Source organism: Flavobacterium sp. Root420 (genome assembly GCF_001427905.1).
In the GTDB taxonomy this organism is placed as follows: Bacteria; Bacteroidota; Bacteroidia; order Flavobacteriales; family Flavobacteriaceae; genus Flavobacterium.
Genome location: NZ_LMEF01000012.1, coordinates 235265 through 249774, shown reverse-complemented (window position 1 = coordinate 249774; position 14510 = coordinate 235265). Strand labels below are relative to the sequence as shown.

Below are 14510 nucleotides of genomic sequence, written 5' to 3'. Positions count from 1 at the left end.
ATCATTCATTTTCCGACCAAAATTAAACGTACTAAATTACGAAGAGCAATTTGTATTTAGTTTGGGTATCGTATATAATGAAATATTGAAATTGACCACTTTGTATCTTTTTTTACTTTTGTTTTGCTATTATCAGAAAATTGCTGTGATTATAGAAATTACAATTAAAAAAAATAAAAAATGAGTAAGACATTATTTGACAAAGTATGGGATTCACATGTAGTGCGTAAAATTGAAGATGGACCAGATGTGTTTTTTATTGACCGTCATTTCATTCATGAAGTTACGAGTCCTGTTGCTTTTTTAGGATTAAAAGCCAGAGGCGTTAAGGTTTTATATCCAGAACGTACTTTTGCAACTGCAGATCACAATACACCAACCATAAACCAACATTTACCAGTTGAAGATACTTTATCTGCAAATCAGCTTAAAGCGCTTGAAGATAATGCTGCCGAATACGGAATTTCGCACTGGGGATTAGGTCACATTAAAAATGGAATTGTACACGTAGTTGGTCCTGAAAACGGAATTACTTTGCCAGGTGCTACTATTGTTTGTGGAGATTCACATACTTCTACTCACGGTGCTTTTGGAGCTATTGCTTTTGGTATCGGAACTTCTGAAGTTGAGATGGTACTTTCTACACAATGTATCATGCAGCCAAAACCAAAGAAAATGCGTATCAACGTAAACGGTCAATTGAGCAAAGGTGTTGGTCCAAAAGACGTTGCACTTTATATCATTGCGCAATTAACTACTTCTGGAGGAACAGGTTATTTTGTTGAATACGCCGGAGATGTTTTCGAAAATATGACAATGGAAGGTCGTATGACGGTTTGTAACCTTAGTATCGAAATGGGTGCCCGTGGTGGAATGATCGCTCCTGACCAAAAAACTTTTGATTTCCTAGAAGGAAGATTATATGCTCCAAAAGGAGAAGCTTGGACTAAAGCAGTTGAATATTGGAAAACTTTAAAGACTGATGCTGATGCTGTTTTTGATGCTGAATTAAACATCAACGCTTCAGATATTGAACCAATGATTACTTACGGTACTAACCCTGGAATGGGAATTGGTATCTCAAAACATATTCCGAATGCCAATCAGGTTGAAGGCGGTGAGGAAACTTATAAAAAATCTCTTGCTTACATGGGTTTCCAGGAAGATGATGTAATGATTGGAAAACCAATTGATTATGTTTTCTTGGGAAGTTGTACAAACGGCCGTATTGAAGATTTTAGAGCTTTCGCCGAAATTGTAAAAGGAAGAAAAAAAGCAGATAATGTTACGGCTTGGTTAGTTCCGGGTTCTCACGTTGTTGAAGCTCAGATTAAAGAAGAAGGTATTTTAGATATTTTAACTGAAGCTGGTTTCGTATTACGTCAGCCGGGATGTTCAGCATGTTTAGCAATGAACGATGATAAAGTTCCAGCTGGAAAATATGCGGTGAGTACATCAAACAGAAACTTTGAAGGTCGTCAGGGTCCTGGTTCAAGAACATTATTAGCAAGCCCAATTATGGCTGCCGCTGCTGCTGTTACAGGAAAATTGACAGATCCGAGAGAATTATTTTAATTCTTGCTATAAGCTTTAAGCAATAGGCTTTAAGCTTTTAAAAGATTAGAAAAAGGCATAAAGCTTATAGCTTACTGCCTAAAGCAAAAAAAAAAACAAATACACTGTAGGAAAGGCCTAAAGCTTACTGCCTACAGCTTAAAGCAAAAAACAATGGCATACGATAAATTTAATATACTTACCAGCAGTGCAGTGCCACTGCCAATTGAGAACGTAGATACAGATCAAATTATTCCGGCTCGTTTCTTAAAAGCTACAAAACGTGAAGGTTTTGGAGATAATCTTTTCAGAGACTGGAGATATAACGGAGATGATACTCCAAAAGCTGATTTCGTTTTAAACGATTCAACTTACAATGGAAAAATTTTGGTTGGAGGAAAAAACTTCGGTTCAGGGTCTTCAAGAGAACATGCTGCATGGGCAGTTTACGATTACGGTTTTAGAGCTGTAGTTTCGAGTTTCTTCGCAGATATCTTCAAAGGAAACTGTTTGAATATTGGTGTTTTGCCAGTTCAGGTTAGCCCTGAATTTGCCGATACTATTTTTAAAGCAATCGAAGCTGATCCTAAAACAGAATTAGAAATCAACCTGCCAAACCAAACGATTACTTTATTGGCAACTGGTCAATCAGAATCTTTTGCAATTAACGGTTACAAAAAGAACAACATGATCAATGGATTTGACGACATTGATTATTTGCAAAATATTAAGGAAGATATTGTGGCTTTCGCCGATAAACTTCCTTACTAAAAAATCAGGTTCGGTCCTATGAGACCCGACAGGTTTTTGAAACCTGTCGGGTCTTTATAAGTTAAACAAAACCAAGACAACACAACTATAATTTCATTTTAAAGGAATATAGAAAATCAATATGGAAAAAAGAAAAATTGAAATAATGGACACAACGCTCCGTGATGGTGAACAAACCTCAGGAGTATCTTTTTCTGCTGCAGAAAAATTGACCATTGCACAATTATTGTTGGAGGAATTAAATATTGATAGAATCGAAATTGCTTCTGCCCGCGTAAGCGAAGGCGAATTTCAGGCCGTAAAAGGCATTACAACCTGGGCGACTGAGAAAGGTTACATCAATCGAATTGAAGTATTGTCTTTTGTAGACGGAGGAGTTTCAATTGAATGGATGAAAAAAGCAGGTGCCAAAGTGCAAAATTTGTTGACCAAAGGTTCAATGAATCACTTAACGCATCAATTAAAAAAAACTCCGGAACAACACTTTTCAGAAATTGCTCAAATCATCGCATTAGCAAAAGAAAATAATATTGAAACCAATGTTTATTTGGAAGATTGGAGCAACGGAATGCGAAATTCTCCCGATTATGTTTTCCAGTTTCTGGATTTCTTAGCCACTCAGCCTATTAAAAGAATTTTATTGCCTGATACTTTAGGTGTTTTAATTCCGTCGTTTACATTCGAATTTATTTCAAAAATCAGGGCAAAATACCCAACCATTCATTTTGATTTTCATGCGCATAACGATTACGATTTAAGCGTTGCCAATGTGATGGAAGCGATAAAAGCTGGCATAAACGGACTTCATGTAACCGTAAACGGAATGGGAGAACGTGCTGGAAATGCGCCGCTCGAAAGTACTGTTGCCGTAATAAATGATTATTTGCCAGAGGTTAGCATTAATATTAAGGAAACCTCTTTATATACCGTAAGTAAGCTTGTTGAAACTTTTACCGGATATAGAATTCCTGCTAATAAACCAATTGTTGGTGATAATGTCTTCACGCAAACTGCCGGAATTCATGCTGATGGAGATAATAAAAACAATTTGTACTTTAATGATTTGCTTCCGGAACGCTTTGGAAGAAAAAGAAAATACGCTTTAGGAAAGACTTCCGGAAAAGCCAATATCGAAAAAAATCTTCAGGAATTAGGTTTGAAATTAAACCAGGAAGACTTGAAATTGGTTACCCAAAGAATCATTGAACTAGGCGATAAGAAAGAAACCGTTACTAAGGAAGATTTACCATACATTATCTCTGATGTTTTGGATAGTCATACCTACGAAGATAAAATTACAATTGAATCCTATATATTAGTACATTCAAAGGGAATGCGTCCGTCAACTACTTTGCTTTTAAAAATTGATGGCGAAGTCATTGAAGAAAATGCTCAGGGCGATGGTCAGTTTGATGCTTTTATGAATGCTTTAGGCAAAATTTACAAAAGCAAAAAACTAACGCTTCCAAAATTGATTGATTACGCCGTGAGAATTCCGCCAGGAAGTAGTTCTGATGCTTTATGCGAAACCATCATTACCTGGGTAAATAATGAAAAAGAATTTAAAACCCGCGGTTTAGATTCTGATCAAACTGTTGCAGCAATTATTGCGACGCAAAAAATGCTTAATGTAATTGCTTAAAAAAGGTGCAAAGGGTCAAAGTTACAGAGGCACAAAGGTTTTCTCTTTGTCTTTTAAAACTTTGAACCTTTGCTCCTCTGAACCTTTGAACCTTAAAATAAAAAATAAAAAAAATGAAATTTAACATAGCCCTTTTAGCCGGTGACGGAATCGGACCAGAAGTAATTAATGAAGCTGTAAAAGTATCTGATGCTATTGCAAAAAAATTCAATCACGAAATAATATGGACACCGGCTCTTACAGGAGCTTGTGCTATTGATGCAGTTGGAGTTCCTTATCCTGATGAAACGCACGAAGTTTGTATGGCTGCTGATGCTGTTTTATTTGGAGCTATTGGTCACCCAAAATATGATAATGATCCAAGTGCACCAGTTCGTCCGGAACAGGGATTATTGTTGATGCGTAAAAAATTAGGATTGTTTGCTAATGTACGTCCAACTTTTACTTTCCCTTCTTTAATTGATAATTCTCCTTTAAAAAGAGAAAGAATCGAAGGAACTGATTTAGTTTTCTTAAGAGAATTAACTGGCGGAATCTACTTTGGAGAAAAAGGAAGAAAAGACAATGGAGAAACTGCTTTTGACAACTGTGTTTATACCAGAGCTGAAGTGCAGCGTTTGGCTAAAAAAGGTTTTGAATTAGCGATGACTCGTAGCAAAAAACTTTGTTGTGTTGATAAAGCAAACGTTTTGGAAACTTCACGTTTATGGAGAGAAACAGTTCAGGCTATGGAAAAAGATTATCCTGAAGTTACAGTTTCATACGAATTTGTTGATGCTGTTGCCATGCGTTTGGTGCAATGGCCAAACTCTTATGATGTTTTAATTACAGAAAATTTATTTGGAGATATCTTAACTGACGAAGCGTCTGTAATTTCAGGCTCTATGGGATTAATGCCTTCTGCTTCAGTTGGAGAACATACTTCATTATACGAACCAATCCACGGATCTTACCCACAAGCTACCGGATTAAATATTGCTAACCCGTTAGCCACTATTTTATCTGCAGCGATGATGTTCGAAGATGCTTTTGGTTTAAAAGACGAAGCCGAAGCTATTAGAGCAGTTGTAAATAAATCATTAGAGCAAGGAATTGTTACTGAAGATTTAGCTCCAAAAGGATCAAAAGCATACAAAACCAGCGAAGTTGGAGATTGGCTTGTAGAGAATCTATAGTTTTATTTGTTTCAGGTTTCAGGTTTCAAGTTATGTTGGAACGTGAAACCTGAAACTTGAAACAATTTTAAACAAAAAAAGGGATCAACTTTCGTTGATCCCTTTTATATATTTAGAAAAAAATATTAATATCCTCCTCTGTTACCACCACGGTCATTTCCACCACGGCTGTTTCCTCCACCATAACCTCCGCGTGAATCTCCACCACGACTGTTATTGTTGAAGCTTCTTCTTTCCCCTTCTGGTTTCGGTTCAGATTTATTAACCACAATTGCACGACCTTGAACAGTAGCTCCGTTCAATTCATCAATTGCTTTTTGAGCTTCAGCATCGTTTGGCATCTCAACAAAACCAAAACCTTTGCTTCTTCCTGTAAATTTATCAGTAATAATCTTAACTGAATCTACTGCTCCGTAAGCCTCGAAAGACTCTCTTAAATCTGCTTCCTCAATACTGAATGGAAGGCTTCCAACAAAAATGTTCATATGTACTTATTTATAATAATGTAGCAAATGTAGTCTTATTTTTCCGTAATCTACTATATATTAGTTTATTTATGTTTTTATTTTGATTTAAAAAGCAGAATCCACTAAAATCAATCTATCACAAATTAAAAAATTAATTTGCAAGGAAGTTACTCGTCAGGGAAACAGGAACTTTGTAAAAAACACCTTCTGTAAAAGTAACTCTTGGGTTTTCAACATCAGTTTCATCCTCATTAATAGCAGTAAATTTAAATGTCCCTGAAATCGTATTTGTTTCCGTATTAAATTCTGTTACAACAATCTGACCGGTGCCTCTGTTTTCACCAGTAGTAAATTCGGCCAATTGTCCCGGAAAAGTATTTGAATAAGATGCCTTTGCAACATTATCACGTCCAAGAACATATGTTTGTACAATAGGTGAAGGTATTTGTAAACTCACTTTTTCGTATCCTAAAGTTCCTTCAATAGTCATATTTCCGTTTGTCACTGATTGCGCTTTATACCCAATAGCTCTCCAAAAAACATTATCCTTTAAGGTTTGAAATGCCGGATTATTGAATTTTACGTCTTCAGTACAAGATGTAATGATAAAAAGAAGTGATAAAAAATAAGAGATTTTTTTCATATAGAATGAATTTGATACAAAAGTACCTTTTTATTTGAAATAGATATTTAAAAATTAGAGACTAAAAACCTCAAAAAACGGCAAAAATCTATCTCAAATATATTTAATACTGTTTGGAACGTATAATTCACAAAAAAATTATATCTTTGCGCCCTTAATTAACAGAGGTCGAGTACCTCAAAATTTAATCATAAGATTATGTCAGTAAAAATTAGATTACAAAGACACGGTAAAAAACAAAAACCTTTTTACTGGGTTGTAGCTGCAGATGCACGCTCAAAAAGAGATGGTAAATACTTAGAGAAAATCGGTACTTACAATCCAAACACAAACCCTGCAACTATCGAATTAAACATTGATAGCGCGGTAAAATGGTTGCACAATGGTGCACAGCCTACTGATACTGCCAGAGCAATTCTTTCTTACAAAGGTGCTTTATTGAAACACCACCTTGATGGAGGTATTCGCAAAGGTGCTTTAACTCAAGAACAAGCTGATGCTAAATTAGCTGCCTGGTTAGAAGCTAAAGCTGGAAAAGTTGATGCTAAAAAAGACGGTTTAACAAAAGCGCAAGCTGATGCAAGAGCTAAAGCTTTTAAAGCAGAACAAGAAGTTAACGCTAAACGTTTAGCTGCTGCAGCTCAGGCTGAAGCTGATGCTATCGCTGCTGCAACTCCTGCAGTTGAAGAAGAAGTTGCTGAAGTTGAAGCGGAAGCTGCTACTGAAGAAGCTCCTGCTGCTGAAGAAAATAACGAAACAACTGAAGCATAATTTTACTTAGCGAGAATGCGTAAAGAAGAATGTTTTTATTTAGGTAAAATCGCTAAAAAATTTAGTTTCAAAGGTGAAGTTCTGGCTTATTTAGACACGGACGAACCTGAGTTATACGAAAACCTGGAATCAGTGTTTGTTGAATGCAACAAACACTTGGTTCCTTTTTTTATTGAAAAAAGTTCTTTACACAAAAACGATTTCCTTAGAATCCGTTTTGAAGATATGAACACTGAAGAAGATGCAGATGCTATTATGGGTAATGCTATTTATCTTCCTTTAAGTATGTTGCCAAAACTTTCCGGCAATAAATTTTATTTCCATGAAGTTATTGGTTTCGAAATCGAAGACCAGCGTTTAGGTGTTTTTGGAAAAATAGTTGCTGTAAACGATACTACAGCACAACCTCTTTTTGAAGTTTTAAATGGCGAAGTCGAAATGCTAATTCCGATGATCGATCATTTCCTTGTAAAAATTGACAGAGAAAACAAGAAGGTTATCATGAACTTGCCTGAAGGACTTGTTGAAATGTACTTGTAAAAGGAAAATTCCAAATTGTTGAAATTCCAAATTCCAAAAACTGGAGAAAGTCTTAAATTTTATTTCTAAAATTCAGTCCTTGGCTTACTTAAAATAAATTTGAAAGAAAAATACTATATTTTAAAACTTTTACTATATCTTTAAAACTCCAATTAATTGGAAATTGGAATTTTAAAAATTGGAATTTATTTTACTTTATGAATAAACCTTACAACTTAGAGGAAAGAACTTTTCTATTCGCTAAAGAGTGTCGAATTTACATCAGATTATTAGCAAAAACTACATCCAATATTGAAGACGGAAAACAATTAGTAAGATCTTCAGGCTCTGTTGGTGCCAATTATATTGAAGCGAATGAAAAGCTTGGAGACAAGGATTTATTATTTAGACTTAAAATATCTCGAAAAGAAGCGAAAGAATCTAAATTTTGGTTGAGATTATTACATGAATTAAACCCTGATCAAGCTATTTTTTCTGAATCATTATTATTTGAAATAGAAGAATTAAGGAAAATTCTATCAGCAATAATTACCAAAGCATCAAAATAATTTACGACAATTTTAATCTTATTTTTGCAAAACAAATCAATCTCAAGAATTTACTCTTTTCAATTGGAAATTGGAATTTAAAAATTGAAAAAAAATCTTTCCGATTTTGGAATTTGGAATTTCTTTTTTGGAATTTCCTTTTGAGTTGGAATTTGGAATTTAAAAAATTGAAATTTCTCTTTATATGTTTACATTCAAACAATTCTCGGTTCAACAAGATAAAACCGCTATGAAAGTTGGTACAGACGGTGTTTTATTGGGTTCTTGGGCTCCAATTGAACACAATCCTTTTAGTATATTGGATGTTGGTGCAGGAACTGGAATTATTGCCTTAATGCTAGCTCAACGAACGAATGCGGAACAAATTGATGCTCTTGAAATTGACGAAGATGCGTATGAGCAAGCGGTAGAAAACTTCGAAAATTCTGCCTGGGGAGACCGATTATTTTGTTTTCATGCAGGTTTAGATGAATTTATTGAAGAACCTGAGGATGAATATGATCTGATTGTATCGAACCCTCCATTTTATGCTGAAGATTACAAAACAGAAAACGAACAACGTGATTTAGCCCGTTTTCAAGACGCCATGCCTTTTGAAGACTTAGTTGAAGCAGCCGATTTATTACTTTCAGAAAACGGAATATTCGCTTTAATTCTACCTTTCAAAGAAGAAGAAAATTTTATTGCTTTAGCAAGGGAATCCGAATTATATCCAATAAAAATTACCCGCGTAAAAGGAACTCCAAAATCTGAAATCAAGCGCAGTTTATTGGCTTTTAGCCGAAATGAAAATCCGGAAATTGAAATCGATGAATTGATTATCGAAATCGCCAGACATGTTTATACTCCTGAATATATCGAATTGACAAAGGAATTTTATTTGAAGATGTAAAAAAAACATCTTTGTCAAAGTTTGAAACTTTGACAAAGATTACATAATTTTTATTTTTCATTTTTTGCAAAAAGAATTGCTCGGTCTAAAACCTCATCTCTTCCTTGCTGAATGCCTAGAATAGTTGGTTTTACTTCGATATCTGGAACAATCCCAATGCGTTGGGTTTCTTTTTTATTGGGATAAAAAATACCAAAACCGGTAAATATTGTATTGTATCCTTTTATAATTTCATACTGGCAGACGCCGCCATCAGCACCAGCTGTCTGACTGCCAATTATTGCAGCATTTGGTGTCGCTTGCAAACACATTACCAAATGTTCTCCGTGACTTTGAGTATATTCATTCTCTAAAATAATCACTTTTCCTTTGTAGTAATCTGGATTTGTTTTTCCCGTTTTTTGATCTTCTCTCCAAACATATCGGCCCGGATATGTCAAATCTGCGTCAATAAATTTTGCATATGCTTTATTTTCAGGATATAGATAGGCTGCAAGAGCTTCCTCGATATTAGGTTCTTGAGGATAATGTCTGACATCGTAAATAATGGCTGTTGTGTTTTTAAATTGTTCCATAACAGCAGGAAGTTCGTTTTCATTAATAGATTCAACATCAATATATCCAATGTTATTTTCTAAAAGTTTCCACTTCTCTTTATCAGGAAATTGAATTTTTAAATTCTGATATTTATATCTCTTAATTGTTTTGTTGGAAACCTTGTTTTCACGACTAAATTCAATTTCGATTGACTCTGTTTTTCCATTAAAAACTGTCCAGTAAATATTTTTTAAAATGGCAGGTCTGTTTGATCCTTCAACATATTTCAGCTTTTCATTCAGTAGATCTTCCACCGTTTTCCCGTCCACTTTTGTAATTACGTCTCCAATTCTAACATCATCATTTTTAGACAGCGAATCATTTTTAAATTTGACAACAACAGCTTTATTATCAATAAAGGCAACATCAAAAGAGACAAATTTATCACCAAAATAATCATACAGCTTAAATGTTGAAGTAGAAGAATGTGTGTCATCTAATTTTATTGAAATTTCACGCATTGCCAAAACAAAATCCATCTCTGATTCTGATTTTACAAATTTTGGCAGCATTTCGATTAACACAGCATCCCAATTTTCATCCATTTTATATTTATATGGAAAAAAATATTCTATCTGATTCCAATATCGAAAAAGAGCCAAAAGACGCAAATTCTTATCTGACCATTTAAAATCAGGATATTTAATTTCATTTTGAACTTTTATATAAGGTTCTGAGGTGTAGTAAAATTGCTGTCCCTGAATTCTGTTTTCTTCAATAAACTTTAATTTTTTTGAAAGTGATTTAGAGAATAAATCATTTTTTGAAAACCATGACAAATCGAAGTTTTTGTCAAAATATATTTTTTTTGAAGCAGGTGTCGCAATTTTATACGCTTTAACTTCTCCTAAAGAAATTATCCAATTTTCTATTACCAAAGAATAAGCTTCGGCCGTTTGTGCTTCTTCGACTTTTGGTAAAACTTGAAACAATTGTTCGTCCCAGTTTTTACTTCCGTCAGCAACATTTGGATGGTAATATTTTAAAAAACCCCAAACTTTGCACGTCATCGCAAGTTTTTGAGTTTCGGTTATGGGTTTTGAAAATGCATTTTGAAATAATAAAACAAGAACAATAAATAAAGTTTTCTTCATTAGAAAATGGTTTGTGGTTGGTTAAATAGTTTGTGGTTATTTTTTAAACTTGTTCAAATATACTCTTAAATTGATATAAAATTCTTTCAATTAATCGTAAATCTTCGGTTACAATTTCAGCGCTTCCCTTCATTTCCTGCTGAAATACAATTTGTTTGTTGTATGAAGTCAACAAACCATTTGGAAGTGCAACATCCAAAAGCAGATTTCCATCTTTATCCGGAACAAGCGATATATTTTGAATTTTACCTCTTAATACCCCAAATTCCCGATCTGGAAAATTCGCCAGGCGGATATTCACTTTTTGTCCCACTTTTATTTTCCCGGAATTTAGTGCTGGAGCTTTTACTTTTCCGATAAAACCATTTTTTGTGTCAGGAATAATTGAAAATACATTATCGCCGGTATTTATAGTTTGATTTTCTGTCCAGACTTGCAAGAAAGTAACCACGCCATTTACAGATGATTTTAAGGTATAGGCCAATTCCCAGTCTTTTATTACTTTTTTTAGCTGATAAAAGGACTGCGCCATGTTCCTACCAAGGTTAACTTCCTCCTTAGTGCCACTTATCTGCGAATTCTGGCTCAATTTTTTGTTGTCAATCAAAGAGGACCGTAATTGAGATATTGACGTTAATAAGCCCCTATAACTCTTTTGAGCCTGAAGATAGCCTAATTTCTTGGCTTCCATTTCCTGGGCTGAAATAATTCCTTTATTGAACAGGGTTTCAAAACGGGCAATTTCATTTTTCTGTAGTTGTAGCTCGCTTTCGTTTATCACTTTTTGCTGTTGCAGAATATCGAGTCTTTCTTTAATCTGAATTTTTTCTGAAAGCTGGGCCCTGTTCTCAACTTCAAAAGGCTGTAAGTTTTTATTGAGCTGCTCCGCCTCATAATCTTTTTGAAAAACCGCAAAAGCGCTTTCAATTTCTCCCAATTGTTTGTTTTTTAATAAAGCAAACGGAAATGCCTTTTTTGAATCGTTGATATTATAATTATCTGCAATGCTTTTCAGCAAAAAAACATCTTTATAATTGGCTGTATTTTCAATAATAGCCAGTGTCGTATTTTTTGAAACTATGGCTTTATTTTTTACTAAAATGGCTTCAATTCTGCCCGATGATTTTGACACAATTTTCTCCGGTGGAATATTGGTTGTAATTACAATCTCCGTATTTACAACATCAGGATATTTTATAAACCAGGAAACAAAAAAGAGTATAAAAATGATGGCAAATATCAAAACAGTTCCCCATCGGATCATCCAATGCGGCACTTTGGTGAGAATGTCCTGAACTTCTTCACTTCTTAATTCGAATGTAGTATTATCTTCTGCCATAATTTAATTCCCTAGTTGCAATTGATTTTTAACCAACTCAAAATAATTTCCTTTTTGTTCTACCAGCGCTGAATGGTTTCCAATTTCGATAATTTTCCCTTTATCCAGAACCACAATCTGATCCGCATTCATTACTGTACTCAGTCGGTGTGCGATCACGATAACCGTTTTATTTTTAAAAAATGTATCCAGTTTTTGCATAATTGCTTTTTCATTATTAGCATCTAAGGCCGAAGTTGCTTCATCAAAAAACAATATTTCGGGGTTTTTATAAACTGCTCTTGCAATCAATAATCTTTGTTTTTGTCCGGTACTCATTCCTAATCCTTCTGCTCCAATTTTGGTATTATAGCCCAAAGGCAATTCACTAATATATTCTTTTATATTGGCGACATCTGATGCGTATACCAAACGTTCTTTATCTATTTTATCAACTCCAAAAGCAATATTATTAGCAATCGTATCACTAAAAATAAAACCTTCCTGCATTACTGCACCAACATTCGATCGCCAGGCTTTTTGGGTAATATTTTTTAACTGGGCATTTCCAATATTTATTTCTCCCTTTTCGGGTTCATAAAATTTAAGAAGCAATTTCATTAAAGTTGTTTTACCGCTTCCGCTGACACCTACTATTGCCGTTACTTTATTGGCTGGAATTATTAAATTTAAATCATCCAAAACAGGAATGTCGGATCCCAAATAGCGATAGGAAACATTTTTTAACGTAATATCACAATCAATCGGAACTTCATTTGTCTGATGGATTTCCTGTTGTATTTCATCTTCTTTCTCATGAATTTCAGACAGTCGTGCCAATGATATTTTAGCATCCTGCAATTCTCGTACAAATTCTATAAGTTGTGTTATTGGCCCATTTAAACTTCCAACAATTGAACTAATCGCCAACATCATTCCAAGTGTAATTGAGCCGTCAATCACCAATTTAGCCGAAAGAAATATGATGAAAATGTTTTTCAATTCATTAATAAAAGAAGAGCCTGTTGTCTGGGTTTGCTCTAAAATAAGACCTTTTATTGAAACCCTGAAAAGTCTTGCCTGTACGTATTCCCAACCCCAGCGTTTTTGTTTCTCGGCATTATGAAGTTTGATTTCCTGCATTCCGTTTATCAATTCCATCACCTTACTTTGCTCTTGCGAGACCTCAGCAAAACGTTTGTAATCTAAAATTTCCCTCCTTTTTAAAAATAAAGTGATCCATCCAAAATACAGCAGACTCCCTATAAAAAACACCAGGAATATCTTTAGGTTAAAGTAAGCCAGAACAGCTCCCAAGACAACCATATTAATCACTGAAAACAAGACATTTAAAGATGATGTGGTCAGGATTTTCTCGATACGCCGATGATCATTAATACGCTGCATAATATCACTTGTCATTCGGACATCAAAAAACGAAATTGGCAGATTCATCAGTTTAATAAAGAAATCTGAAATGAGTGAGATATTGATTCGGGTAGAAAGGTGAAGTAATATCCAGCTTCTAATAAGTTCTAAACCGGTTTTTCCTGCAAAAAGGAATAATTGCGCAAAAAGTATTAAATAAATGAAATGAATATTTTGATTCTGTATACCAACATCAACAATACTCTGAGTTAAAAATGGCGAAATAAGCATTAATAAACTACTCGCAACTAAGCCAATACTTAACTGAGTGAGAAAAGATTTATAACGCAATACATATTGTGATAACAATCTAAATCCTAATCCTTTATTTTCTTCTTTATCAAAGTCAGACTGGTAAAATTTAGGGGCTGCTTCCATCAATAATGCCACACCTTCCTTCGTCGTATTATCGGCATTATTTCCAATCCAGAATTTAATAAAATCTTCTTTATTGTATTCAATGAGCCCAAAACCAGGATCTGAAATATAATACCTATTTTTCCTGATTTTATAGAGAACTACGTAATGATTTTTGTTCCAATGCAAAATACATGGCAAAGGTGCCTCTTGTAATCGCTCTAAATTTAATTTTACGCCTAAAGTCCTAAAACCAATTTTCTCTGCAGCATCACTTAAAAAAAGCAAATTACTTCCCTCACGAGTTGTTTCGCTTATGTCTCGTAAATCCTGAATATTGATTGTTTTACCATAATGTTTGGCAATAATTTTCAAACATGTTGGTCCGCAATCTTTAAAATCAGCTTGTTTATAATGCGTAAATTTTTTCAATTTCTAATTAATTTATTCAGGAGCAATTTAAGATTATATTTTTTGATTTAATAGTAAAAAAAAACAGAGAAGAAATAAATCTTCTCTGTTTAACTATCTAAAAAATAAAAATTTAGCAATACAATTTCTCTAGGAGACGGCACTGGTTAATCCTAACCAAATAAAATCAACACAGTGACYAWTTTTCCTGAGAATCCCGACACCAATCATCAATGTTGGGATATTTGCTCAATGTTCCACGATTGAGCGCCTACAAATTCAAAAAAAAACATGACTAAATT

13 protein-coding genes are annotated in these 14510 nt (G+C 34.2%); 8 read left to right on the top strand and 5 right to left on the bottom strand.

Annotated elements, in window-relative coordinates:
- Window positions 1–180: 180 nt before the first annotated feature.
- The 4 genes from leuC to leuB all read left to right on the top strand — a co-directional run bounded on the left by leuC (window position 181) and on the right by leuB (window position 5142).
- Window positions 181–1575 (top strand): 3-isopropylmalate dehydratase large subunit, encoded by a 1395-nt coding sequence (leuC, locus tag ASC72_RS08765; RefSeq protein WP_056189863.1) that lies wholly within the window; start codon window positions 181–183, stop codon window positions 1573–1575.
- 153 nt (window positions 1576–1728) lie between these two features.
- Window positions 1729–2325, top strand: coding sequence for a 3-isopropylmalate dehydratase small subunit (gene leuD, locus ASC72_RS08760; RefSeq protein WP_056189860.1), 597 nt, complete (start codon window positions 1729–1731; stop codon window positions 2323–2325).
- Window positions 2326–2446: 121 nt separating this feature from the next.
- Window positions 2447–3967: an alpha-isopropylmalate synthase regulatory domain-containing protein gene (locus ASC72_RS08755; protein ID WP_056189858.1), complete on the top strand. Its 1521-nt coding sequence runs from the start codon at window positions 2447–2449 to the stop codon at window positions 3965–3967.
- A gap of 113 nt (window positions 3968–4080) precedes the next feature.
- Window positions 4081–5142, top strand: a complete 1062-nt coding sequence (gene leuB / locus ASC72_RS08750) for a 3-isopropylmalate dehydrogenase (RefSeq protein WP_056189855.1) — start codon at window positions 4081–4083, stop codon at window positions 5140–5142.
- Between the two features lie 125 nt (window positions 5143–5267).
- Here leuB and ASC72_RS08745 read toward each other — a convergent pair whose 3' ends face one another.
- Together ASC72_RS08745 and ASC72_RS08740 are read right to left on the bottom strand one after the other, a co-directional pair.
- Complete coding sequence (locus tag ASC72_RS08745; RefSeq protein WP_026982652.1) at window positions 5268–5627, bottom strand: RNA-binding protein; 360 nt, start codon at window positions 5625–5627, stop codon at window positions 5268–5270.
- A 133-nt stretch (window positions 5628–5760) separates the two neighbouring features.
- Window positions 5761–6252 carry a DUF6252 family protein gene (locus ASC72_RS08740; protein ID WP_056189852.1) on the bottom strand — a complete coding sequence of 164 codons (492 nt, stop codon included), beginning with the start codon at window positions 6250–6252 and terminating at the stop codon, window positions 5761–5763.
- Between the two features lie 198 nt (window positions 6253–6450).
- Between ASC72_RS08740 and ASC72_RS08735 the strand changes: the two genes are divergently transcribed.
- From ASC72_RS08735 to ASC72_RS08720, 4 genes are all read left to right on the top strand, one after another.
- On the top strand, window positions 6451–7023 hold the full coding sequence (locus ASC72_RS08735) for a 30S ribosomal protein S16 (protein ID WP_056189849.1): 573 nt from the start codon (window positions 6451–6453) through the stop codon (window positions 7021–7023).
- 15 nt (window positions 7024–7038) lie between these two features.
- The gene (gene rimM / locus ASC72_RS08730; protein ID WP_026982649.1) at window positions 7039–7563 is read left to right on the top strand and encodes a ribosome maturation factor RimM; all 525 of its coding nucleotides are present in this window, start codon (window positions 7039–7041) and stop codon (window positions 7561–7563) included.
- A 197-nt stretch (window positions 7564–7760) separates the two neighbouring features.
- Window positions 7761–8111, top strand: coding sequence for a four helix bundle protein (locus tag ASC72_RS08725; protein ID WP_056189846.1), 351 nt, complete (start codon window positions 7761–7763; stop codon window positions 8109–8111).
- 184 nt (window positions 8112–8295) lie between these two features.
- A complete protein-coding gene (locus ASC72_RS08720; RefSeq protein ID WP_056189841.1) occupies window positions 8296–9003 on the top strand; it encodes a tRNA1(Val) (adenine(37)-N6)-methyltransferase in 708 nt (235 codons plus the stop codon).
- A 50-nt stretch (window positions 9004–9053) separates the two neighbouring features.
- Here ASC72_RS08720 and ASC72_RS08715 read toward each other — a convergent pair whose 3' ends face one another.
- The 3 genes from ASC72_RS08715 to ASC72_RS08705 are packed head-to-tail and all read right to left on the bottom strand — an operon-like array spanning window position 9054 to window position 14229.
- Complete coding sequence (locus tag ASC72_RS08715; protein ID WP_056189835.1) at window positions 9054–10694, bottom strand: S41 family peptidase; 1641 nt, start codon at window positions 10692–10694, stop codon at window positions 9054–9056.
- A gap of 43 nt (window positions 10695–10737) precedes the next feature.
- Window positions 10738–12033, bottom strand: a complete 1296-nt coding sequence (locus ASC72_RS08710; protein WP_056189832.1) for an HlyD family secretion protein — start codon at window positions 12031–12033, stop codon at window positions 10738–10740.
- A 3-nt stretch (window positions 12034–12036) separates the two neighbouring features.
- Window positions 12037–14229 (bottom strand): peptidase domain-containing ABC transporter, encoded by a 2193-nt coding sequence (locus tag ASC72_RS08705; RefSeq protein WP_056189829.1) that lies wholly within the window; start codon window positions 14227–14229, stop codon window positions 12037–12039.
- Window positions 14230–14510: the final 281 nt, after the last annotated feature.

Bases quoted from the DNA above. Each gene is read 5' to 3' on its own strand.
- leuC (WP_056189863.1), top strand. From the start codon at position 181: ATGAGTAAGACATTATTTGACAAAGTATGGGATTCACATGTAGTGCGT.
- leuD (WP_056189860.1), top strand. From the start codon at position 1,729: ATGGCATACGATAAATTTAATATACTTACCAGCAGTGCAGTGCCACTG.
- ASC72_RS08755 (WP_056189858.1), top strand. From the start codon at position 2,447: ATGGAAAAAAGAAAAATTGAAATAATGGACACAACGCTCCGTGATGGT.
- leuB (WP_056189855.1), top strand. From the start codon at position 4,081: ATGAAATTTAACATAGCCCTTTTAGCCGGTGACGGAATCGGACCAGAA.
- ASC72_RS08745 (WP_026982652.1), bottom strand. From the start codon at position 5,627: ATGAACATTTTTGTTGGAAGCCTTCCATTCAGTATTGAGGAAGCAGAT.
- ASC72_RS08740 (WP_056189852.1), bottom strand. From the start codon at position 6,252: ATGAAAAAAATCTCTTATTTTTTATCACTTCTTTTTATCATTACATCT.
- ASC72_RS08735 (WP_056189849.1), top strand. From the start codon at position 6,451: ATGTCAGTAAAAATTAGATTACAAAGACACGGTAAAAAACAAAAACCT.
- rimM (WP_026982649.1), top strand. From the start codon at position 7,039: ATGCGTAAAGAAGAATGTTTTTATTTAGGTAAAATCGCTAAAAAATTT.
- ASC72_RS08725 (WP_056189846.1), top strand. From the start codon at position 7,761: ATGAATAAACCTTACAACTTAGAGGAAAGAACTTTTCTATTCGCTAAA.
- ASC72_RS08720 (WP_056189841.1), top strand. From the start codon at position 8,296: ATGTTTACATTCAAACAATTCTCGGTTCAACAAGATAAAACCGCTATG.
- ASC72_RS08715 (WP_056189835.1), bottom strand. From the start codon at position 10,694: ATGAAGAAAACTTTATTTATTGTTCTTGTTTTATTATTTCAAAATGCA.
- ASC72_RS08710 (WP_056189832.1), bottom strand. From the start codon at position 12,033: ATGGCAGAAGATAATACTACATTCGAATTAAGAAGTGAAGAAGTTCAG.